At 40.5% G+C, this 24843-nt stretch carries 18 protein-coding genes, 1 tRNA gene and 1 other RNA gene; 14 read left to right on the plus strand and 6 right to left on the minus strand.

What is annotated here, in order from left to right:
• Window position 1: 1 nt before the first annotated feature.
• Window positions 2-907, plus strand: coding sequence for a histone deacetylase (locus tag BCU84_RS13470; RefSeq protein ID WP_102528600.1), 906 nt, complete (start codon window positions 2-4; stop codon window positions 905-907).
• Window positions 908-944: 37 nt separating this feature from the next.
• The gene (locus BCU84_RS13475; protein WP_102528601.1) at window positions 945-1277 is read left to right on the plus strand and encodes a late competence development ComFB family protein; all 333 of its coding nucleotides are present in this window, start codon (window positions 945-947) and stop codon (window positions 1275-1277) included.
• A 135-nt stretch (window positions 1278-1412) separates the two neighbouring features.
• Here the strand turns inward: BCU84_RS13475 and ffs are convergent.
• Window positions 1413-1509: signal recognition particle sRNA small type (ffs, locus tag BCU84_RS13480), an RNA gene on the minus strand.
• Between the two features lie 696 nt (window positions 1510-2205).
• On the opposite strand from ffs, the gene BCU84_RS13485 reads away from it, so the two are divergent.
• From BCU84_RS13485 to panP, 9 genes are all read left to right on the plus strand, one after another.
• Window positions 2206-4338 (plus strand): OmcA/MtrC family decaheme c-type cytochrome, encoded by a 2133-nt coding sequence (locus tag BCU84_RS13485; protein ID WP_157936224.1) that lies wholly within the window; start codon window positions 2206-2208, stop codon window positions 4336-4338.
• 281 nt (window positions 4339-4619) lie between these two features.
• Window positions 4620-6632 (plus strand): OmcA/MtrC family decaheme c-type cytochrome, encoded by a 2013-nt coding sequence (locus BCU84_RS13490; RefSeq protein WP_347231197.1) that lies wholly within the window; start codon window positions 4620-4622, stop codon window positions 6630-6632.
• Between the two features lie 82 nt (window positions 6633-6714).
• The gene (locus tag BCU84_RS13495; protein ID WP_102528603.1) at window positions 6715-7704 is read left to right on the plus strand and encodes a DmsE family decaheme c-type cytochrome; all 990 of its coding nucleotides are present in this window, start codon (window positions 6715-6717) and stop codon (window positions 7702-7704) included.
• A gap of 12 nt (window positions 7705-7716) precedes the next feature.
• A complete protein-coding gene (locus BCU84_RS13500) occupies window positions 7717-9804 on the plus strand; it encodes an MtrB/PioB family decaheme-associated outer membrane protein (RefSeq protein WP_102528604.1) in 2088 nt (695 codons plus the stop codon).
• Window positions 9805-9986: 182 nt separating this feature from the next.
• Window positions 9987-10565, plus strand: a complete 579-nt coding sequence (locus tag BCU84_RS13505) for a hypothetical protein (RefSeq protein ID WP_102528605.1) — start codon at window positions 9987-9989, stop codon at window positions 10563-10565.
• Window positions 10566-10590: 25 nt separating this feature from the next.
• Complete coding sequence (locus BCU84_RS13510; RefSeq protein ID WP_102528606.1) at window positions 10591-11742, plus strand: sugar diacid recognition domain-containing protein; 1152 nt, start codon at window positions 10591-10593, stop codon at window positions 11740-11742.
• A 213-nt stretch (window positions 11743-11955) separates the two neighbouring features.
• The gene (locus tag BCU84_RS13515) at window positions 11956-13314 is read left to right on the plus strand and encodes a GntP family permease (protein WP_102528607.1); all 1359 of its coding nucleotides are present in this window, start codon (window positions 11956-11958) and stop codon (window positions 13312-13314) included.
• 66 nt (window positions 13315-13380) lie between these two features.
• Window positions 13381-14544: a glycerate kinase gene (locus tag BCU84_RS13520; protein ID WP_102528608.1), complete on the plus strand. Its 1164-nt coding sequence runs from the start codon at window positions 13381-13383 to the stop codon at window positions 14542-14544.
• A gap of 129 nt (window positions 14545-14673) precedes the next feature.
• The gene (gene panP / locus BCU84_RS13525) at window positions 14674-16320 is read left to right on the plus strand and encodes a pyridoxal-dependent aspartate 1-decarboxylase PanP (protein ID WP_102528609.1); all 1647 of its coding nucleotides are present in this window, start codon (window positions 14674-14676) and stop codon (window positions 16318-16320) included.
• Window positions 16321-16431: 111 nt separating this feature from the next.
• Here the strand turns inward: panP and secF are convergent, their stop codons facing one another.
• The 3 genes from secF to BCU84_RS13540 form a co-directional block, all read right to left on the minus strand.
• Window positions 16432-17364, minus strand: coding sequence for a protein translocase subunit SecF (gene secF, locus BCU84_RS13530; protein ID WP_102528621.1), 933 nt, complete (start codon window positions 17362-17364; stop codon window positions 16432-16434).
• 8 nt (window positions 17365-17372) lie between these two features.
• Window positions 17373-19163 (minus strand): protein translocase subunit SecD, encoded by a 1791-nt coding sequence (secD, locus tag BCU84_RS13535; protein ID WP_102528610.1) that lies wholly within the window; start codon window positions 19161-19163, stop codon window positions 17373-17375.
• Between the two features lie 164 nt (window positions 19164-19327).
• Window positions 19328-19888, minus strand: coding sequence for a hypothetical protein (locus BCU84_RS13540; protein WP_102528611.1), 561 nt, complete (start codon window positions 19886-19888; stop codon window positions 19328-19330).
• A 360-nt stretch (window positions 19889-20248) separates the two neighbouring features.
• Between BCU84_RS13540 and BCU84_RS13545 the strand changes: the two genes are divergently transcribed.
• A protein-coding gene (locus BCU84_RS13545; protein ID WP_102528612.1) for an IS3 family transposase occupies window positions 20249-21426 on the plus strand; the annotation gives its coding sequence in 2 pieces (ribosomal slippage) (window positions 20249-20516 and window positions 20516-21426; 1179 coding nt in all).
• Window positions 21427-21902: 476 nt separating this feature from the next.
• Here the strand turns inward: BCU84_RS13545 and BCU84_RS13550 are convergent.
• Window positions 21903-21993 (minus strand) — tRNA-Ser (locus tag BCU84_RS13550).
• Between the two features lie 243 nt (window positions 21994-22236).
• On the opposite strand from BCU84_RS13550, the gene BCU84_RS13555 reads away from it, so the two are divergent.
• Window positions 22237-23976, plus strand: coding sequence for a S16 family serine protease (locus BCU84_RS13555; RefSeq protein WP_102528613.1), 1740 nt, complete (start codon window positions 22237-22239; stop codon window positions 23974-23976).
• Between the two features lie 72 nt (window positions 23977-24048).
• Window positions 24049-24564, plus strand: coding sequence for a 3-hydroxyacyl-[acyl-carrier-protein] dehydratase FabA (gene fabA / locus BCU84_RS13560; RefSeq protein ID WP_102528614.1), 516 nt, complete (start codon window positions 24049-24051; stop codon window positions 24562-24564).
• Window positions 24565-24640: 76 nt separating this feature from the next.
• Here fabA and rmf read toward each other — a convergent pair whose 3' ends face one another.
• The gene (gene rmf, locus BCU84_RS13565; RefSeq protein ID WP_102528615.1) at window positions 24641-24817 is read right to left on the minus strand and encodes a ribosome modulation factor; all 177 of its coding nucleotides are present in this window, start codon (window positions 24815-24817) and stop codon (window positions 24641-24643) included.
• Between the last annotated feature and the right edge of the window lie 26 nt (window positions 24818-24843).

The raw sequence follows: 24843 nt of genomic DNA on the forward strand, positions 1-24843 counted from the left end.
ATTGAGTATTCCACTTGTTTATCACGCCAGCTATTCTAAGCTGGCGTTACCTTCTACCCACCGATTTCCAACAAGTAAATATCAGTTGCTGCAGCAATACCTGCTGAACAATCAAATAGCTAAACCCTCCGATTTTCATTCACCGGAAATGATTCAAGTTGAAGTACTCAAGCAAGTGCATCAAGACAAGTATGTTGATGATTTCATCGACAACAAACTTGACCTTAAAGTCATGCGCCGAATTGGATTCCCTTGGAGTGAAGCACTATTAAATAGAACCTTACACGCCGTTAGTGGTACAAGCTTATGTGCAAATTTAGCCATCGAACATGGCGTTTCTTTACATCTCAGCGGTGGATACCATCATGCTCACTATGATTTTGGCAGTGGATTTTGCATATTCAATGACTTAATAGTCGCTGCCAGTGGCATGATTTCTAATGGTAAAGCGACTAAAGTGCTTATTATTGATTGTGATGTTCATCAAGGAGATGGCACCGCAACCCTATCATCACAATTCGACAATATTATCAGTTGCTCTTTTCATTGCTTAAAAAACTTTCCTTCAAGAAAACCTCATTCAGACCATGACATAGAATTTGATAAAGGAATTGATGACCACCACTTTCTTCATTCACTCGAACAAGTGGTTCCTTACCTCATCAATATTCACCAGCCAGACCTAATTTTATATGATGCTGGCGTCGATATTCATAGAGATGACGATTTAGGCTATCTCAACATTTCGACAGCAGGTATTTTAGCGCGTGATAAGTTTATATTTAAAACCGCTAAACAAGCTAATATCCCTATTGCAGCAGTCATAGGCGGTGGTTACAGCCGAAATGAAGCCGAATTATCTCATCGTCATAGTCAACTTTTTATTGCAGCCAATTCAATCTGGTAGCAAACTGATATAAAAATTCATTCTCTTGGAGTAAAACATGCAAGTTGATATTCGTAATTACTATGAAGTGCTATTAATGGAAATATTAAGAGATGAAGGTTTATTAGAAGAACTGCCAGAAGAGTATTTAGCTGATCTATGTTGCGTAACCTTAAACCAGCTTCCAGTGCGTTACATCAGGCATTTAGTCGATACGTATTTTTTCGAAGATTACAACGAATTGCAAAGCATGAAAAATGAAATACAACTCGCATTAGAGAAATCTCGTGAATTTTTGAAAGCCAACTTAAAAAGACGTATTGCGGAAGAAGAAGCTGAAGCAAAGGCAAAACTTGAATCGATACCGAGAATTGAAAGTACTGAAAATTAAAAGTACTGAAAATTGAAAGTACTAAAATTAAACAGATCTAAACTGAGAAAATTGAATACAAAAATTTTCTATATAAAATATGTATGAGTAAGACATTAAGAATTTTTATGGTAAAACAAGAAGAATTTGGAGGTTCCCCTAGAGCCACACCCCGGCACACGAGTCACTTGCTGCGGTTGCTCCCTTCCAGGCCTGGCCGAGTTCACAAGTTATCATTGCGGGGGGACCCTAAGGTCACCATAGATTTCACATAAAACCTGTTTTACGTGAACGGCAGGATTATCCCCCACACCTGTGACATGATCAAGTTAAATCGCCATACTTTCATCATCTTTATGTTTGTTTGAACAATGATTACTCAATTGAATGCTTTTTCGTACATTGCCAAAATCAATAAAGCCATTCATAAGTCACTTTTCTCTGCTTTAGATTAATTAGAACAACCTTTAATTTAATCAAAAGCCATCAAAGCCGATCTAGATCACACTTTTTAACAAAAGTGAGATTTTAACGCTAAAAACCACATAAAAAGTCATTCAAATACAAACAAAAGTCACACAATTCACTTATTATTAGTAATGGTAATTTTAGCAGTAAGTAATGTATTGGATGGTACGTTAGTTAATGATTCTATTAATTAAGTTTACTCTAATTAAATAATCCATATAGTTTAGTGAAAAACACTACAGCAACGCTCAAGCAACAATTGCGACGCAAGCGCTTTTCACATTTTACAATTTCAACATTTTAACTTTCAAATTGTAGAATTAAGTAATACCTCTTTCGGAATAGTAAGATCTAAATCACAGTGATTTTAGCCCTAACTAAATAGAATAAAAGAGCTTTACATAGACTTGGATATTATCCATACACTTGATTTTATGATGAAGAATCAAGTTTAAAACAAAATCTCTTGCAGGGAACAATGATGAAAAAATTCAATTTTAATACTACTGCTAAAGCGGTATTTAGTGCTGGGCTTTTAGCCTTCGCGCTAACCGGTTGTGGCAGTGACGGAACCGATGGTGAAGATGGTGAAGATGGCACTATTGGAAAACCAATTGGTTCGGTATCAGCATTAACAAGTACTATCACAACAGCTAGCGTTGATGAAAACCAATTCTTAACTGTCAACTTTAAGTTAGCTGATGCTAATGGCGTTGCGGTTACTGGTTTAACACAAACAGATCTTGCTGCTATTTCTTTTGGTCGAGTAGGTTCAGCTGTTGAGCCCGGCGAAGATGAAGTCGTTAATCCAAGTGTCGATAGACAAATTTGGTTAAGCTATTTCAACAAAGATAAAGGTGATGGTTACTTTACTGGCTCTAGCTATTTTGATGGAAGTAAAAGTGAATGTGAAGACTGCTTTGTTGATAACAAAGACGGTACATACTCAATCACAATTGATAAAGCGATTGATACCTTAGAAAAATATGATTACATGGCAGACGCGACCAACGGCGTTTACATGTCTATCAAAACCACTAATAACAGTGCACAAACACTCGTTAACAATAGTTTTTTCTACTGGGTTCCAGCTACTGATGTAGAAGTTGAAAAACCACTTCAAATTCTTGCAAACTCAGATTGCCAAACATGTCACCGAGCTGGTCAAGCTGGCGAGTTATCAATGCATGGCAGTAAGCATAATACTGAGGAAGCCTGTTCTTTCTGTCACACAGATTACAACAGCTACAGTAAGCAAGATACTGATGCAGACGGTAACCCGATTGGTGAAGCTTACGAATATGATGGTTCGATTAAAGGTATGGTTCACAGCATTCATACAACTGCGAACTTCTCTGACGATGGCGTTTACCCACAAATGACATCTAATTGTCTCACTTGTCATAACCCAAATGAAGAGTTCAACTTAACTGATAGCTGGAAAGCTGATATTGATACCACTGCATGTTGGAGCTGTCACAGCCCTAGCCCTGCTGCTGAAGCGGCTGGTGTTCCAAAATCACATAGGCAAGGAAATAATTGTCTTGATTGTCATACAAGTGAAGGCATTGGTCGCAGTACACAAGAAGCTCATTATGATTTGAACAGTAACTTCTTAGCAACTGCACTAAAAGTTGAATTTTCATCGATGACAGTTGCTGATGATGAATCAGAAATTAAAGTTAATTTCACCGTTAAAAATGGTGATGAATTAGTAGCAATAAATCAAATTGATCCACGCCCTTACCAATACGGTGGCTTTAATAGTGCAATCGTTATCAATGGTGTACTGACTGATGACTTCTTGGTTAATTACCAAAAAGTAGGTTATGACACATTTGCTGAAGAAGCTGATGGCTCAATTACAGCGACTATTAGTGCTGCTGACTTTGAAATCGCAACATTAATAGATGCTGGCTCTACTATTGTACTAAGCAGCCAATTACATGTTTGTTCTGGCAAAGGTGTGGTTGAATATTGTGATGCTGATGATTTAGATGCGGGTGACCAAGATGCTCCATACGTAACGTCTGATACTTACTACTTCAATTTAGATGGTAGTTCAGTGGCTGAATCTCCACGTATGCAGCATGCTGAAATGGCTGATTGTCAACAATGTCATACAACGCAAATTACGCATCGTTATACCAATGATATTGATGGTTGTGCATCATGTCATAATGGAACACGTGCAACATCAGGTGGCGAAGCATCTAACTTAGCAACTAAAGTTCATGATAAACATTATGTCTATGACTCAAGTGGATCTTTATTCTTTAAGAAAACTGAGTGTCAAGCTTGTCACGGCGATGATGGTTTCTCTATCCAAGGCATTGCTACTGATGCAGCTCCCGTAGCATTTGGTAAAGATGATGTTGGCCTGTTAGTTGTGTCTCCTCAATCAGCAGCTTGTTTAAGTTGTCACGTACCTCCTTACGGATTAAGTGAATCAACAATTAGCCACATTGAAACTAATGGCGGTGTAGTTGGAACAATCGATAGTCTAGGTGTACCAGAGGCGGATTATGACGCATTAAATGTGATAGAGACTTGCTCTACTTGTCACAACGATAGTCAGATCCTTGAAGCACACTCCGACTGGGGTGGACAGTAAAGGTTAGCTAGCAATACAAAGAGTCGCCACCGTGCGGCTCTTTTTTGCTTTAAGCCAATAAAAACAAGGTTTACTTGAGAAAATGTATACCTCTTTAGAAATAGACTGATCTGCTTCACAGTATCAGTCTAGGTTTAAAGATTTTTCTCTGATTGTGGATTAACCTTGTATTTGATGAATTTAAAACCCAAAAAGCTAAATTGACTCAAGAGACTACGTATCTCGGCAATACAAATAGCCAAGTCAAATTTATGCAATGTCTTATTACGCAGGGACAAATGATGAACAAGAAAAATTCTAAAATAGCACTGATGCTTGTAGCAAGTGCAGTCAGCGTAGCCTTAACAGGCTGTGGCAGTGACGGTGATGATGGTAAAGATGGTAACCCTGGTCTTCCAGGCGGTACTCCAGCTGAAGCAATTGAGCAGCTAAAATTAGAAGTGCTGTCAGTTTCTTACGCTGACAACATCCCTACTGTAAAAGTTTATGCGACTAATGAAGATGATGAAGCAGTAGTCGGCCTTAAAGACTTTTCAATCGAAAATGCAGCTCAGCTTATCCCAGTTGGCGCTAGCGGCGCTGGTAATAGCGCAAACTGGCAGAAACTCGGCTCTACATCGACTTTCGTTGATAACAAAAACGGTAGCTATGAGTTTAGTTTTGACAGTTTCGATACTGATACATTCAACGCTGAATTAACTCAACGCTTCAACATTGTCGCTGAGGCTTCGACGTTACTGGATGGTGTAACGTCTGTCCCTGTCAGCGAAATCGTTGCAGACTTCGACGGTGAAGGCTACCAAGCTCTATACACCAAAAATATCGTTTCTCATGAAGTATGTGCAAGTTGTCACGCTGAAGGTGAAAAGATTTATCACAAAGCAACTACTGTAGAAACTTGTATCACTTGTCACACTCAAGAGTGGGCAGATGGTCGTGGTAAACCTGAAGTTGCTTTTGCTCACTTAGTTCATAACGTTCATAACTCTAATAAAGTTTGGGGTCGTAACGATTACACTGCAGAAACTGCACACGCAATTGTTCAAGACAACTGTCAATCTTGTCACGTTGAGTCAGAAGAACTAACTGAATGGGGCAACTGGACTCGTATTCCAACAATGGAAACCTGTACAAGTTGTCACACTGGCATCGATTTCGTCGCTGGTGAAGGTCACTCTCAACAGTCAGATAACTCAAACTGTATTGCATGTCATAACGCGAGCTGGACTGAAGAAATCCACACAGGTGGTTTCGAACAGAAGAAAGCATTTATCGACATGTATGGTTTAACTTCTACCTTGATGGTTAACTCAGACAAAACAGCCACTATCTCAGTGACGATTACTGATGCTGCTGGCAGCGCTGTTGATGCATCAACATTAGTTAGCAAGATTCAACGTATTGAAACGATCACTAACGTTGGTCCTAACTTCCCAATAATGGGTTACAACGCAAGCCCAGGAAATGGACAAGCAAAAGTTGCTTACGATTTAGTACGTAATGGCGAACTTGGCGAAAACGTTTCTGTTGAAGCTGGTGCACTACAGTACACCTTACCGGTTCTTCCATTTGGAGAATACTCACCTGCTGGCATCCAAGACACAGATACCGCCTTTACCTTCATTGGTTTAGAAATGTGTAACGATGGCACTGCTGCAGTTGATTGTGGCGATGATATCGCAACTACAAGTATGAAAGCTGACTTAGTATTCGGTACGCTTTCAGGTGAAGCAGCTAGTATGCGTCACACTGATTCAGTTGCATTCAATACGTGTGAAAACTGTCACGGCGAAACATTTGAGATTCATAAAGGACACCATGCAGGTTTTGTTATGACTGAGCAATTAGGTCGTGAGAACGCTGACGGTGAAGTGGTTATTGGTGTAGATGGTTGTGTAACTTGTCACACTCCTGACGGTACTTATGCTTCTGGCCAAAACCAAGGCGCACTTGAAATGAAACTTCACAGCGTTCATGGTGAAGAAGGCATCATCAAAGATTGTGCACAGTGTCATAATGACTTCAATCTTGATGCATTCAAGCTTAAAGGTGCATTAGCATCATCGGTCATCGAAGCTTTCTCAGATCCTGGTCAAAAAGAGAGCTTGTACACTACACCAATCACAGCAACTTGTGCTTCATGTCATGGCTTTGATGAAATCAAGAACCATGCTCAAAGCCAAGGCGGTTTAGTTAATGGGCCTTACCAAGAGGCGAATGATGCTGCTCAGTTAGAAACCTGTTTCTTCTGTCACGCACCAACCATTTCCGATCACACCGCGGTGAAGATGTAATTTCCCCTTAAGGGAGGAGCTTGCTTCTCCCTTTCATTACATAAATCACATCTACATCATGGATAGATTGGGAAGCCATACTATGAAAATCAAAATGAAACTAAATTCTATAATCCCGACATTTGTAGCAGTTGTTATGCTATCTCTTGGGATGTCTCACTCGGCTTATGCGTCGAAGTGGGATGCTAAAATGACCCCTGACGAAGTTGAAGCTGTTCTAGATAAGAAATTTGAAGAAGGCAGCTACTCTCCTAAAGGTGCCGACTCTTGTCTGATGTGTCACAGACGTTCTGAAAAAGTCATGGATATCTTTAAAGGTGTTCACGGCGCTATTGAATCGTCAAAGAGTCCAATGGCAGGCCTTCAATGTGAAGCATGTCACGGCCCAATGGGTAAACATAACCGTGGTGGTAACGAACCAGTTATCGCTTTTGGCCCTGACTCTACCCTAGCGCCAGAGAAGCAAAACAGTGTTTGTATGGGGTGTCACTTAGACGACAAGCGTATGTCTTGGAACACTAGCCATCATGATAATGCCGATGTTGCTTGTGCTTCTTGTCACAGTGTCCATACCGCTAACGACCCTATTCTGTCTAAAAAAACAGAGATGGAAGTGTGTACTAGCTGTCATACAAAACAAAAAACAGATATGAATAAGCGCTCAAGTCATCCAATGCAATGGAATCAAATGACTTGTAGTGATTGTCATAATCCACATGGAAGCATGGCTGATTCAGACTTGGTTAAACCAAGTGTGAACGAGACTTGTTATACATGTCACGCTGAAAAACGTGGACCTAAACTTTGGGAGCATGCACCAGTAACTGAAAACTGTGTAACGTGTCATAACCCACATGGTTCAGTGAATGAAGGAATGCTTAAGACTCGTGCTCCACAACTATGTCAGCAATGTCATGCCAGTGATGGTCATGCAAGCAATGCTTACTTAGGGAACACAGGAATGGGTTCTAATGTTGGTGATAATGCCTTTACTGGTGGACGCAGTTGCTTAAATTGTCATAGCCAAGTACATGGTTCTAACCACCCTTCTGGCAAATTACTTCAGCGTTAAGGATGTACGACTATGAAATTTAAACTGAATATAATCACCTTAGCGTTAGTTGCCAATGCAGGATTTGCAATGGCAGCTGATGGTTACGGTGTAGGCAGTGCCAATACTGACAAAGTCAAATTCGACAAGTGGGTTTGTAAAGGTTGTGCAGTAGAAACTGGCGTAACAGGTAGTGTTGGCGTGGGTGTTGGTTACAACAGCGAAGATGACATTCATTCAGCTAACGCATTTGGCAGCGACAATGAGTTTGCACCTAAGCTAGATGCTGATGTGAATTACATCGGCGAGTCTGGTTACCGTGCAAAAGTTGAAGCGACTGACTTAGGTCTTGATAACGGTCGTTTAGACGTGAATGTCGGTAAGCTTGGTCAGTACAACCTGAACCTAAACTACCGCTCTATTGCAACGTACGACTCAAATAGTGTTGTATCACCGTACAGTGGTATTGGTGGCTCAGACTTAACTTTACCTGATAACTGGCAAACAGCGGGTTCAACTGACGGTATGACTGAGTTATACAGCAGCCTTAACCCATTTGAGCTTTCGCTTAAACGTGAACGTGCAGGTTTGGGTTTTGAATACCAAACAGAATCAATGTTCACTACTTACGTGAATTATCAACGTGAAGAAAAAACCGGTATTAAAACAGCATCAGGTAGCTTCTTCAATCAGTCAATGATGATTGCTGAGCCGGTTGATTACACCACTGATACCATTAATGCTGGTATTAAGTTTAGCGGTAAAAACTGGTTTACTAGCTTGAATTACGATGGCTCTATCTTTAAAAATGATAATGCCCAATTAAGTTACGATAATGCCTTTAACCCGACGTTTGGTGCACAAACCCGTGGTTATATGGCACTTGATCCAGACAATGAGTCACATATTGTGTCTCTGCTTGGTCAATATACTGAAAACGGCACAGCAGTCAGTGGTCGCTTGATGTTTGGTCAAATGAGTCAAGATCAAGACTTAGTGACATCTGGCTATGGTTACAGCGTACCAACAGAATCTGTTGATGCGAAAGTAGACCTAACTGGCATGACGTTAAAAGCCGTGTCCCGAATCAATCGCAGTGTGCGCGTATCAGGTAGTTACGACTACTCTGATCGCGAAAACAACACCAATATTGAAGAGTGGACTCAAATCAGCATCAACGATGTAAACGGTCAAGTGGCATACAACACCCCTTATGATCAAACAACTCATCGCGCTAAGTTAGCAGCTGATTACCGCATTAGCCGCGGAATGAAGCTTGATGGTGGTGTCGATTACAAACGTGATGAACGTAGTTACTCAGAGCGTGAAGTGACCGAAGAAAGCACCCTTTGGGCTCGTTACCGCGTCAACAGTTTTGAAAACTGGGATATGTGGGTAAAAGGGAGTTACGGTAACCGTGACGGTTCTGATTACCAAGCATCTGAGTGGACATCATCTGAAAATAACGACCTATTACGTAAATATTACCTAGCAGATCGTGATCGCAGCATGGTAGAAGCGCGCGTAAGCCATACCCCTATTGAAGCATTAACTGTTGATTTAGGCGTGCGCTATGCACTAGATGACTATACAGATACTGAAATTGGCTTAACTGAGTCAAAAGACACCAGTTACGATATCAATGTAAACTACATGTTCAATAAAGATGTCATGTTGAATGCGTTCTATAACCACCAGGTTATTGAATCACAACAATCAGGTAGCAGCACTTTCTCAGGTCCAACTTGGCAAGCTGATATCGAAGACACTATTGATGTAGTAGGCGCTAACTTAAGTTATAACAACTTAATGGATAGCCGCTTACGTTTAGGTTTAGATTACACCTATTCAGAATCTGACAGTAACACTCAAGTTCGCCAAGGCGTTACGGGTGATTACGGTGATTACTTTGCCAAAGTACATAATGTTAATTTATATGGTCAATACCAAGCCACTGAAAAAATGGCTGTACGTTTAGATTATAAAATTGAAAAGTACTTAGACAATGATGCAGCAAATGATATCGCGCCTGATAATATTTGGAATGTCATGACCTTTGGCAGCAATAGCCATGATTATACTGCTCACATGATAATGCTAAGCGTTAACTACAAGTTATAAGCAACGCATTAATTGATTAAAAGCCTGCATTTTTGCAGGCTTTTTTGTTGTAAAACACTTTCTATTTGTGCCCTCTTTCGCAAATACCAACAAATAACTCGATATTGCTAAATTAACAAAAGCTATTCTAAGCGATGTCTATTAAAATTTATTTTTAAGTGACTTAGTAGACTCAAGATATCATGCAAAAAAAACACCTTATTCTATCAGGCTTAGCAGGTTCTTTATTGGCTATGCCAGCCTATGCTTCAACCACATCAATGGCAAATGACAGTATTCTCATTTTGATTGCCTTAATGGCTTTCTCATTTATTAATGCCATCGTACAAGCCTGTTGTTACTTCTCTGGTCAATATGTGCAATCTTCATTTAGTCAAAAACATGTCACAGTTTCGTTATTGTTTCCACTTGCTGCCCTTATAGGCTTTGTAAGCCAGTACGAATCATTTGCACAATTTGTACTGTATTTGGGCGCGGTTGTGCTGTCTATTGGTACTGCACTTATCCCTATGCCATTAACGAATAAGAAGTCCCCATCGCGTCTCTCGACGTTAATTTTACTGACTGGGGCCATTGTCATATTACCCTTGAGCATTATCGTCGCACCTATCAGCATATTTTCTATTGTTTTGTGTCATATTGGGCTTAAACAAACTGACATACCGCCTTTCGCTAAGTTCGCGACTGTATTGACTTTATTAACCAGTTACGGTTTATTGTTTTACTGGCTTTATCAATTAATAACTCAGGTAATGAGTTAATTTTGCAACTTCTCTGAGTGGACATATGTATGTAATTGACAGTGCAATCGCCAACAGGATTGTAGACAGAACAATGAAAATTATTGGGCATAATATCAATGTGATGAATGCCCAAGGCGTTATTTTAGGTTCTGGCTCTAATGAGCGAATAGGCTCAATACATGAAGGTGCATTACTGGCAATTAGTCAAAACCGAAATGTTGAAATTAATCAAGATATTGCCCCAAGCTTACACGGGGTAAAGTCAGGGCTGAATTTACCTCTGCACTATCAAGGTCAGATAGTGGGTGTCATTGGCATTACAGGTCAGCCTTGTGAATTAGCCCAATATGGCGAGTTATTAAAAATGACCGCTGAAATGATTGTTGAACAAGCTAACTTGCAAGATCAATTACAATGGCAAAATAGACAGAAAGAAGAGTTCATTCTTCAACTGATTCGAGATGAAGATAAAGATGTCGATCAATTAACTCATTGGGGACATCAGTTAGGCATAGATATTACCGTTGAGCGTGTTGTCGCCATTATTGAAATAGAATCAGTCAAGCAGCAACAAGTTCACAATAATCAAGCGTTGAAACAAATCGTCCACTTACTGCAGCACCCAGATCGTAATAACCTGATTGCGATGACATCACTTAATCAGCTGGTCATTCTAAAACCCGCATACCTTAATGGTAAACAATGGGATCCGGAACTTGAGAGCCATCGAATAGATAAGCTGTTAAAGCGTATCCCCGCCAACATGGAGTTAAAGCTCAACATATCTTTGGGTCATTTCTTTATTGGCATTGAAGGCATCGCGAAATCTTATCGAACTGCAAAAGAAACGCTCGCAATAGGTAAAAGCTTAAACCCTGAATCCAGTAAGTATTTATATGAAGACTATGCCCTTCAAGTGATATTTACCGGCTTAAAACAACATTGGCGCGGTGATGCCTTGTCTGCCCCTTATTTAAAATTAGTTGAAGCAGACAAAAATGGTGTACTTCAAAAAACACTATCTGTTTATATTCAGCATATTGGCGATCATAAACAGTGTGCAGAAGTGCTGTTTATTCATCGCAATACGCTCCGCTATCGATTAGATAAAATTCAGCAAATCACCGGAACAAATTTGCAAGAGTTCCATCACTTACTTAATTTGTACCTTGGTCAAATCATGCATCAAGCTTAATGGCAGCAAAGTTAACACGTTAGCTTATTTCGTCAGTAAAACAGTCCAGTCCTTTTATTAACCATCTACATGTCAAAAATATGTGCATATGCACATATTTAAATCTTTATATCCATAAAAATCTGTTCAATTGAACAAAGCATATATTGTGCAACTTTTTAATAATACGCATACAAAAACAACTATCTTTATACCCTGACCAGAGACGTTATCATGAGCATGATCTTGATATTAATTGGCGTAATTGCATTTATCGTTATTGCGACTTCAAAATTTAAGCTACACCCCTTTTTGACATTAATTTTGGCTTCTTTTTTAGCCGCATTTGCCTATGGCTTACCTAGTGCCGACATTGCCAAAACCATTACCAGTGGCTTTGGCGGTATTTTAGGTTACATAGGGCTTGTTATTGTACTCGGTACCATCATAGGCACGATTTTGGAAAAAAGCGGTGCCGCTATCACCATGGCCGATGTAGTCATTAAAGTGCTGGGTAAACGTTTCCCAACGCTCACCATGTCGATAATCGGTTACATCGTCTCTATTCCTGTATTTTGTGATTCAGGTTTTGTCATTTTGAACTCGTTAAAACAGTCAATGGCAAATCGAATGAAAGTTTCAAGTGTTTCCATGAGTGTTGCTCTTGCAACGGGTTTATACGCAACCCATACTTTTGTGCCACCCACACCTGGTCCTATTGCTGCGGCCGGTAACCTAGGCCTTGAAAATCAATTAGGTTTAGTCATTGCTATTGGTGTATTTATCGCTGCAATAGCCGCGCTTGCAGGCACTTTATGGGCAAATCGTTTCGCCAATGAGCAACCTGATGGTGAAGGCGCTGAAGAACTCAATAATAAAGTTGAAGATTATGAAACCTTAAAGCAAAGCTACGGTGCACTACCTAGCCCAACAAAAGCTTTCGCACCAATCTTTGTACCAATATTGTTGATTTGCTTAGGCTCTATAGCCAATTTCCCTTCTGCGCCACTGGGTAAAGAAGTCATATTTGATACCTTGATGTTTTTAGGTCAGCCAGTTAATGCCTTAATGATTGGTCTGTTACTCGCCATTCCTTTGTTAAAAAGCGCTGACAAAATTAAAGAGTTCAGCGAACGTATTAGCCAAGGCTTAATTGTTGCCGCGCCTATTTTATTAATCACTGGTGCAGGCGGCGCATTCGGTGCTGTTCTCAAAGCTACTGAAATCGGTACTTTCCTTGGAAGTAGCTTGTCGGCATTAGGTGTCGGGATATTTATGCCGTTCATTGTGGCTGCAGCATTAAAATCAGCACAAGGTTCATCAACGGTTGCATTAGTGGCTACATCAGCTTTAGTCGCGCCACTGCTGGGGGATATTGGTCTTGCAAGTGATATGGGACGTGTATTAACCGTTATGGCCATTGGCGCGGGTGCTATGACCGTATCACACGCTAATGACAGCTTCTTCTGGGTGGTTACCCAGTTTAGTCGTATGAGCGTTAAACAAGCTTATCGTGCGCAAACCATGGCAACACTGGTTCAAGGTGTTACTGCCATGACACTGGTTTACCTTTTAAGCTTAGTTTTGCTTTAACCCGCTATTGTTATCCATTGTAGCCACCCTTAAGTAGGTGGCTCTTTTAAACCCAAGAGAGATAATATGAAAATAGTCATTGCCCCTGATTCGTTTAAAGAAAGCCTGAGTGCATTAGGTGTTGCTAATGCTATTGAAGAAGGTTTTAAGCGTGTGTTTCCTGATGCTGAATATTGCAAAGTCCCCATGGCCGATGGCGGTGAAGGTACTGTACAAGCCATGGTAGATGCCACTGGCGGCAAAATGCAAAAGCTTCAAGTCACAGGGCCTGATGGACAACCAGTTAACGCACATTATGGCATTTTGGGTTCAAGCAATAATGACTCAGGCACTGGCACTGCAGTCATTGAAATGGCTGAAGCATCCGGTTTACATCATATTGAAAGAGACAGAAGAAACCCTATGCTGACCACCAGCTTTGGAACTGGGGAACTTATTCGTGATGCACTGGATAAAGGCATAAATCACATTATTCTAGGCTTGGGGGGTAGTGCGACAAACGATGGCGGCGCGGGAATGGCGCAAGCTTTAGGCTTTAAACTGCTTACAGCAAACGGGAGTGCTATTGGCCATGGCGCTGCAGGACTCAGCCAGCTAGCTGAGATTGATAGTTCATCTGCACACCCACTCATTGCTGATTGCAAAATCGAAGTGGCTTGTGATGTAGATAATCCTTTATGTGGTCCTAATGGTGCCTCTGCAATATTTGGCCCGCAAAAAGGCGCAACAGCAGAAATGGTCACTGAGCTTGATAATATTCTCAGCCACTTTGCCAATGTTATTAATCGCACTATACCTGAAAATTCCGATAACGACATTTCACTTTTCCCTGGTGCAGGCGCTGCTGGCGGCATGGGCTTTGGCGTTATGGCATTACTTAATGCACAACTTCAGCCGGGAGTTGAAATTGTCATAGAAACAGTGAAATTAGCCGACATAATGCAAGGCGCCAATATTGTCATCACTGGTGAAGGCCGTATGGATAGTCAAACCTTAAGTGGAAAAACCCCCATGGGCGTAATGCAACAAGCCTTAAAACAAGATATCCCTGTGATTGGCATTGCGGGTTGTTTAGGTTCTGGAGCAGAAAAAATACTGCAACAAGGAATGACAGCCATTTTTCCTATTATTCCCTCGTTAGCTCCGCTCGATGATATTTTAAGCAATGCACACGAAAACCTTGTTCAAACAGCTCAAAATGTCGCCGCTACACTTAAACTATCAATATAAAAACGCTCGTTTAACTCAAAAACTTGCTGAGCAATAATCCATGAAGTAAAGTTAGCCCTCATAATTGCCAAGAAACCACTTTCATTTTAGTGGTACTTGGCTGAAAAATAAAAATGATGGCACGAAGACATGACCGCAAAAAATTACCGACAAGCCCAAGCATCTGAAGCAAGCCTTCTACGTATATTTACCATTCCAGAAGATGCGGAATCAACACTAAGTATCATTGAGCAAAAGCTTTCTGAAGACTTAGCGGGCTTTTTAGGTAAAAGTATTGCCGCGCTTGAAAAGCCATTGTCATTAATCGAAAAAGATTTTAGAGCCTACCAAATTCCTGATTCACCCAGATTTGTTTCAGACTATACCGATGAAATAATGAAGAATTTAGTGGCCCATTCGGTACACACTTCAGCACCGAGCTTTATCGGCCATATGACATCTGCCCTGCCGTATTTTGTATTGCCACTGTCTAAAATGATGGTTGGGTTAAATCAAAACCTCGTTAAAATTGAAACCTCTAAAGCTTTTACCCCACTTGAGCGCCAAGTGCTGGGGATGATGCACCATTTGATTTTTGATCAGGCTGACAGTTTTTACGATCAATGGATGCATAGCGCTAATTACTCCCTTGGCGCATTTTGCTCCGGCGGCACCGTGGCAAATATCACCGCTTTATGGATTGCTAGAAATCAATTATTAAAAGCAGACGGCACCTTCAAAGGAGTTAATCGTGAAGGGCTCCCGCGTGCATTAAAGCATTATGGCTATGATGACTTAGCCATATTAGTGTCTGAACGAGGTCATTACTCGATAGGCAAAACTGCTGACTTATTGGGGATTGGCCGCGACAACATTGTCAGTATCCCAACCAATGCCAACAACAAAGTTGATGTTGAAAAAATGCGCCAAACTGCTGCGAAACTCGCCAAAGAAAACATCAAAGTGATGGCGATTGTCGGCGTTGCTGGCACAACAGAAACAGGCAATATTGACCCATTATCTGAACTAGCTCAATTAGCTTCAGAATTACAATGTCATTTCCATGTTGATGCAGCTTGGGGCGGCGCAAGTTTATTATCAGATAAATACCGTTACTTGCTTAAAGGCATTGAACTGGCTGACTCAGTGACCATTGATGCCCATAAACAAATGTATGTACCGATGGGCGCTGGAATGGTGTTGTTTAAAGACCCAGAGCTTGCCCATGCCATAGCACACCATGCTGAATATATACTCCGCGTTGGTTCTAAAGATTTGGGGAGCCAAACATTAGAAGGCTCTAGACCAGGCATGGCAATGTTAGTACATGCTTGCTTACAGATCATCGGTAGTGAAGGTTATGAGATTCTAATTAATAACAGCCTTGAAAAAGCGCGCTACTTTGCACAAGAAATTAACCAGCACCAAGAATTCGAATTGATAACCGAGCCAGAGCTGTGCATTTTGACCTATCGCTATGTACCACAAGCTGTGCAATCCTTTATGGAACAAGCTATACGTAATAATGATATTGCGAGTGTTAAACTGTGCAATAAATTGCTCGATGGTTTAACTCAGTTCATTCAAAAACATCAACGTGAACAAGGAAAGTCTTTCGTTTCACGTACGCGTATAAAGCCCGCGAAATATCAGCGACAAGCAACGACGGTTTTTAGAGTGGTATTAGCTAACCCGCTGACCACTGATGAAATATTAAATGACGTACTGCAGGAACAAACTGAAATAGCTAAGCTTGATAGCCATTATTTACCGCAATTACTCGCAATGACTGAATAAGCTTCAATTTAATTTACCAATAAAAAACCAGCCTTGTGGCTGGTTTTTTTATTGCTACAAAGCCTTATTGACACAAACCTCATTGACACAAACTTAATTGATGCAATTTCATTAAGAATACGTTTCTTCAATATCGATAGGCTGAGGAATGTAATCGGCAGCTTTTAGGCCAAACAATTGCGGTAAAGTCACCCCTAGCGCAATTGATGAACAAGTTCCGCATATGATGCCAACGAATAACGCGATTGAGAAACCTTGTAAACTAGCACCTGCCAATAACCACAAACTTGAAACCGTCACTAATGTCGTACCTGAAGTAACTAACGTGCGTGAAAAGGTTGCTTTCACCGCCTCGTTAATAATCTCGTTGGTGTCACCTTTTGGTCTCATCCGCATGATTTCTCTGACTCGATCAGCAATGATGATTGAGTCATTGAGCGAATAACCTAATACTGCTAATAACGCCGCTAAAACCGTTAAATTAAATTCTAGCTGTAAGACTGCAAATACCCCTAGAACGATAATGATATCCGTCATCAAAGCAAGTAAAGCACCAGATGCTAAACGCCAATCAAAACGCATACTTAAGTACACCATGATCATCACTAAACAAACCAGTACTGCAAGCCCGCCTTGTTCGACCATTTCATTACCGACTTGCGGCCCTACAATACTGTGACTGATAAGTGTTACCTGCTCGCTTATCTGAGCAAGTGCATCCGTTATTCCGACATCACCAGCCATTTCATCACTATAACGCAGTATCCATTGACCTTCTTCTGACGCCTTAATCACTTGCACGTCTTGGGCTAAAACATTATCCACATGCTGATTTAATTCAGTAAGTTCTATGCTTGAGTCAAGTGTGACCTCAGTTACCACGCCACCGGTGAAATCTAAGCCCCAGTTAAAACCTTTAATTCCAATCATCAAGACTGAAACCAATAAAGCACATACTGAAAATCCAGTTAATAAAAACCTAAGGCGAGTTAATCCACTTTGCGAAGGATTATTATCAAATTGGCCTTTGAAAAAACGTGTCATTATATTGTTCATATTTTTACCATACGACGCTTATCACGTCCCCATACTAAATTGATGATGGCTCTTGAAAGAAAAATGCCGGTAAACATGCTGGTTAACAGTCCAAGCCCTAGTGTTAAAGCAAAGCCTTGAATGGGCCCATTACCAATGGAATAAAGCGCAATTGCGACGATCATGGTTGTCAGGTTAGCATCGAAAATAGATGAAAATGCACTATCAAACCCACTATTAATTGACTGCGCAAAACTATTACCGAGTTTCATTTTGTCTCTTATTCTCTCGAATATAAGCACGTTAGTATCAACGGCCATACCAACAGTAAGTACTAACCCAGCGATGCCAGGCATAGTCAGTACAGCACCTGGGATTAACGCAATAAGACCCACTAGCATCACAAGGTTAATACACAAGGCTGAATTGGCAACCCAACCTAAGCGTCGATACCAAAAGGCAATAAATGTCAGTGTTAAACCGAGCCCCAATGCCAACGCAGCAAAACCATTTTTAACGTTATCAGCACCAAGACTTGGGCCAATGGTCCGTTCTTCAACGATGGTGACTGGTGCGGTCAATGAACCTGCGCTCAATAGCATGGCTAACTCTTGAGACTCAGCAAGGCTACCACTGCCAGTTATCCTAAAACGATTCCCTAATTGCGATGTAATCGTCGCAACACTAATAACGGAGCTTTGTTCTACACTTGCGCCATCTCTACCTTGCGTAAATTCGTTATAAACCGTTGCCATAGGATTACCGACATTATCGCGAGAAAACTGTGATATCTTGCGGCCGCCCGCTGAGTCGAGAGTCAGGTTAACCTCTGGCATTCCCATTTCACCAAGGCTAGCTCTGGCATCAATAATGTGCTCGCCGCCGAGAATAGCCCTTCTATTAAGCGATATAGCTTGACCATTTTCATCATCCACTGACATCGCCATTGGTGAACGTGGCTCAACAAGTTCATGAAATGAGAGTGATGCTGTTGCGCCAATTACGTTTTTAGCTGTTGCGGGATCTTGTACCCCTGGCAGTTCAATTCTGATCCTTGACTGCCCCTGCCTTTGAACAGAAGCCTCAGTTATGCCCAAGTGTTCTATTCGGCTACGCATAATTTGCAAGTTCTGTTGTACCGTCGTGGCTCTCAATGCATCCCGCGCTTCTTCTGTTTGAGTCATCACGAGCACGTTGCCATTTACCGAGCGTTGCCACTGGGGAAACTCTTCCCTTGCCGCAGCTACACCAGCTTGTAAGTCATCACTATTACGAAAGTTAAGTTGTACCTTCCCATCGATATGCCTACCCTGTGAACCTCTGACCAATTGACGAAATTCATCAATCACCATTTGCCTATGGGCTTGATAAACAGGTTCCATATCCACATCTAACAAGAATTGCACTCCGCCTCGTAAGTCTAAGCCCAATTTAATCGGGGCAAAACCAAGCTCAGTTAACCAATTAGGCGCATCTGATTCCATGGCTAAAGCAACGAGAACATCGTCAGTTAAATAAGATTCAATCGTTGATTTAGCAGCAGCTTGTTGACTGGCATCGTTAAGCACAACGGTGACTTTATCTTCAGTTTGAGAAACAAGACTTGTCGAAATACCTGCTTTATCAAGCTGTTTAACTAACTGTTTTATTTCCACCTGATGATCGCGATCATTGATATGCAGCGCAGCATTTTCACCAAATATTGACGGCAATGCGCTGAGAAACATCACAGCAATAGTAAAAAGCAGGACAATGTACTTCCAACTCGCATAGCGATTAATTGGACTTTGTGGTGTTTTTTTATTCACGTTTATATTCTCTGTTAAGAATTAACCGTGCACTTGATAGCTTTCAATTCCAGTGCTAACACCTTGGCTAGCTAGATAAAATAGCCAAGATTTAGGCACAGATACAAGCACACTAAAATACGCCGAATACTCGGCAATAATATATTTGTTAAAACGACAGAGATTTAGCTGTAGCGGAGGTGATGATGACTGTAGAGACTATTACCGTCTTTCCAGCCTGACAGGCGAGAAACAGTACTAGAAAGCTGGCTTGTCCAATGATAAGTAAACTTGGGTTTATCTATAGGTGTAATAAAACGATTAAAAATCACTGGTTCAAAAAAAGCAATTTGAAGAAAATAATTAGGCTTAACGCCTGTTCCAGCGCGATTATCGCTACTGACAACTCGTCTAACATCATTAAAGAAGTCAACACTAGCTAATTGGCTAATAAGGGGTTGCTCTTTCTCTGGTGTTAAATTTTTATGCCTTAAATCCATACTAACAAGCATAGAGATGAAGTCTTGGCCATCAGATAAACTTGTTTGTAGGTATGACAGAGAAGATACTGAATGACTCACGCGTAAACTATTAGCGGGTGCTCCACTCCCCTCTTGTACACAAACGGCTATTTCAGTTGAGAAAATGTTTCTTTGGTCATCATTTAGCTGCACTTGACCAACCGCAGAGAAAGTACTCAACGATAGTAGCAACAATAAAATGATTTTCAGACGCTGAAACAACAAGGTATTTCCCTAAACTTTAAATATGAAAAGGAATTATATGTTGAATTACATTAATGCTCATAGTGTTAAATTATTTGTTTCACACTCGTTAATAGCTAAACCTGATATAAGCATTAAAAATCATAACCTTAGTAAAACATTAATAATAATTTAGAACAGCCAAAGACTTGAAAGCAAATAAACCATTACTTTGCAGTAATGAGTTCTTCTATATAGCGGAGAGTTAGAGATTTGAGTCCTACATTGATGCCTACAAACTTATGTTGTTATATTTAATAAATTCTAGATTGTAGTGGCATAGTTAATTTGGCCACCTAGTTAGAGGTGATATCATCACCTCATAAGTTAACAGGTGACATTATGAAAAAACGTACAAGAAGACTTTTTAGTGCAGAGTTCAAACTTGAATCTGCACAACTCGTGCTAGATCAGAATTACTCAATTGTTGAAGCTGCTCAAGCTATGAATGTGGGCAAATCAACCATGGATAAGTGGGTACGACAATTAAGAGAAGAGCGACAAGGTAAGCAGCATAAAGCATCACCTATATCACCAGAACAAGTTGAAATTCGAGAGTTAAAAAAGCAACTAGCTCGCCTCCAGGAGCACAACGAAATATTAAAAAAGGCCACAGCTCTGTTGATGTCGGACTCACTGAACAATTCTTAATAATTGAGAAACTCAGGCAGAGCTATAGCATAAAAACATTATGCGAAGTGTTCAGTATTCATCGTAGTAGTTACAAGTATTGGAGAAAGAGACCAATAACCATTAACGCAGATAAGGTCAAGCTTCGCAGCCTAGTCAGCGAAGTACACACTGCAAGTAATGGATCGGCAGGTGCTAGAACGATTGCAGATATGGTTAGCCAGCAGGGTGTCTCGCTAAGCCGTTATCGTGCCACTAAGTTGATGAAAGAGCTTGGTATAGTTAGCTGCCAGGTACCTAGGCACAAATACCGAAAAGCGACACTAGAACATATTGAAATCCCTAATCACCTAGGTCGACAATTCGCTGTCACAGCTCCGAATGAAGTCTGGGTTGGTGATGTTACCTACGTGTGGGCTGGTAACCGTTGGATGTACTTAGCTGTGGTGATTGATCTATTTGCACGTAAAGTGATTGGCTGGGCTATGTCGTTATCACCTGATAGTCGTTTAACTGGCAAAGCGCTTTCGATGGCCTATGAAGGTCGTGGTAAACCTAAAGATGTTATGTTCCATAGCGATCAAGGGACTCACTATACAAGCAGAAGATATCGTCAACTATTATGGCGATACCAGCTCAAAAAAAGTTTATCTCGACGTGGGAATTGTTGGGATAATAGTCCTATGGAACGTTTTTTTAGGAGCCTTAAGACAGAATGGATACCAACTACAGGGTATCGTAATTTTACTGAAGCGCAGAATGAAATTACACGATACATTATTGGATATTATTGTCAGCTTCGGCCGCATCAATATAACGGCGGGCTGACACCCAATGAGTCAGAACGATTGTTCTGGTTAAACTCTAAGACTGTGGCCAATATTTCTTGACCACTACAAGAGATAGCATATTTTTGAAAGAGGACCCCTACATAGATACGCTACAAACCTGTGATGTTTTATTTTCTAAATTTAAAAAAGCAAAAAGCCCACTATAAAATAGCGGGCTTCTTTAAATATGGCGGAGAGATAGGGATTTGAAGCCTACATTGATGAGCTACAAACCTATGTTTAATTATAATTATACAAGAATGAAAAAAGGCTCATCATTTCTGATGAGCCTTTCGTCTTAAATATGGCGCAGATACGGATTTAAACCCTACATAGATGCGCTACAAACCTGTGATGTTTTATTTTCTAAATTTAAAAAAGCAAAAAGCCCACTATAAAATAGCGGGCTTCTTTAAATATGGCGGAGAGATAGGGATTTGAAGCCTACATTGATGAGCTACAAACCTATGTTTAAATATAATTATACAAGAATGAAAAAAGGCTCATCATTTCTGATGAGCCTTTCGTCTTAAATATGGCGGAGAGATAGGGATTTGAACCCTAGATGGGCTACAAACCCATGCCGGTTTTCAAGACCGGTGCATTCGACCACTCTGCCATCTCTCCGAACGCCGAGAATAATATAAGTATCAGGCTCGCTTGTAAACAGGATTTTTTAAAAACTTATTCAAATGGTCATCAAATAGACTTTTTCGTTATTATTTAATCTAATTCCAATAGAGCTGGTGCTTTTGAACTCAAAAATGATTAATAAAACGCTTTTAAACCTTCACTAGACTTGAATCATTTCAATGATATGACGATATAGTGTGCTAAAATCTTTTTTAATGATTTCTAAAACGTAAAGCTATGACCACAACTTTAATCCCAACCTCGCAACTTGCACCACAATATACTTTGCCTCAATCTTTACCAAGTACCATTTATTTAAGCCAGTTGCTACTTGGCCAAGAGCGTTGTGTTGATGCTTTTAACTTAATGAGCAAAGTTGAGCAACAGCATTTATATTTGGCCGACTATGCAAGTATCGATCGTGCCCTCTTTATAAAAGCCCTGGTTGGGCAAGCCGATACGCCTTCTGATTCATACCTCGTTGCCACGAAAAGTAAAAACGAAAACCATGAATTTAGTTTTCGCTGGCAAACAGAGCTTCCTTCAGCCAATGTCGGCACTATAGCCAGTCAAAACCAATTATTTAGTTATGTAAGTGGTCAAATTCGCCGAGCTGATTTAATTGGTAAAATGCAGAAAACAGATAAAGCCAGTCAATATAAAGCTGGCATACTTGCATCGAACCACTTTGTATTTATTGATGTCGAATCGCTTTGGAAACGCGAGGGACTGTGGGAGTTTGTCATGCAAATTCTTGAACAGGGTTTTTATCGTATAAACAGTGAACTCGCACCAATTCCACTGAATTGTAAAATTATCCTTGTAGGTTCTGCTAATCTATTTACCCATTTGCGTACTGAAGACAGAGTTTTCTTTAAGTATTTTCCTTTGCTTGCTGAAGTCAATTCAGAGCTAGATTTAACAAAGTATTCAGAAAGCCAATATTTACAATGGTTAATGAGTTTAGCCAACGAATACGATATTCAGTTAGAGCTTTCCTCATTAATGCCTTTATTTTGGTATAGCGCTAAGCTCACCGAGCACCAACAACGCTTAAGCCTATCGATGCTGCAAATAACTCAAGTGCTATTGCAAGCAAAGGCATACACGAATAATAAAGCGGTCACAGCATCAGCAATCGCTAAAGTCATTTTACATGCCAAAAAACGTCATGACAGCTCAGCGCTATATGCAGCACAAAATTTTGCAGACAATTTCATTAATCTGCAAACATCTGGTGAGATGATTGGGCAAATCAATGGCTTAACTGTCGTGGACACCCATGATGCTAGTTATGGTGAACCCGCCAGAATTACGACTACCGTGCATTACGGCGACGGTGAAGTCATCGATATTGAAAGGAAATCTGAATTAGGCGGTAATATCCATACTAAAGGCATGATGATCCTATCAGCGTCTTTATACCGTATTTTCGGGCGTGATGTGCCATTACATTTAAATGCCAACATTGTATTCGAACAGTCTTATCAAGAGATAGATGGTGATAGTGCTTCACTAGCAGAGTACTGCTGTTTGATGTCTGCCATTGCTGAGCAGCCTATTAACCAAGCGTTTGCCATTACAGGCGCGTTAGATCAATTTGGCAATGTGCAAGCTATCGGTGGCGTCAATGAGAAAATCGAAGGCTTCTTTAATTTGTGCCAAACGCGTGGCTTAAATGGTGAACACAGTGTCATTATACCTAAAGCTAATGTGTTACAACTAAACCTTGAGCCTGAGATCATCGATGCCATATCGAAGGGTTTATTCCATGTACATGCTATTGAACATATGGATGAAGCCATCTCATTGCTTATGCAGATACCTGCTGGCGAGAGAAATCAAGACAATGATTTTCCTGAAAAATCTTTATATGGCTTAGTCCAACAAAGGTTAGAAAAAATGGCAGGTCAAGATGATGACGATATCGAACCATCATTTTTGCAAAAAATATTAATAAAATTACGCATTATTTAGTGATCGGAGTTGTTTAGCTTACACGTGTTCGCTATCTTGTCACCCTACTCAACATAAAGTGGTAATATTTAAATGGTAAAAGCTAACAGTTTCACTAAAGAAGAGTTAATCGCATGCGGCAATGGTACCCTTTTTGCGCCTAACTCACCTCGCTTACCTGTCGACAATATGTTGATGATTGACCGTATTACTAAAATTAATGAAAACGGTGGTGAGTACGGTAAAGGCGAAATCGTAGCTGAACTCGATATTACTCCTGACCTATGGTTTTTTGATTGCCACTTTAATGGCGATCCTGTTATGCCTGGTTGCTTGGGGCTTGATGCAATGTGGCAATTAGTCGGATTTTACTTAGGTTGGGAAGGCGCTGAAGGTAAAGGACGTGCTCTGGGTGTTGGCGAAGTCAAATTCACTGGCCAAGTATTGCCAGAAGCTAAAAAAGTCACCTACAAACTCACATTAAAGCGTAAGATTCATCGTAAACTAGTGATGGGTATTGCAGATGCTGTGATGGAAGTCGATGGCCGTGAAATATACAGTGCTACAGATTTAAAAGTAGGTATTTTTACTGATACTTCGTCATTTTAAAAATCATTTAACTCCAAATCTTAAAAGCCCTCACTATTCTTATGAGGGCTTTTTATTATTTGATTAACCATGAAAACTATTTATTAAATAAACCGCTTAAACGGCCATCAACACCTTCACGCCACCCGCCTAACCATTGTGATTTAGAATCTAAAGTTCCATATGGACAAAGTTCTTTCGAACGTCCAGCAATTCCTGCTTGGAAGCCTTTAGAAAAAGCTCTATCTAGTCGATCTCTTTTTTGTCTTTTCATTAACACATCCTCATTTTGTTAATTAA

Origin of the sequence: Shewanella sp. 10N.286.51.B7, from assembly GCF_002873615.1 — a bacterium.
Classification (GTDB): Bacteria; Pseudomonadota; Gammaproteobacteria; order Enterobacterales; family Shewanellaceae; genus Shewanella; species Shewanella electrodiphila.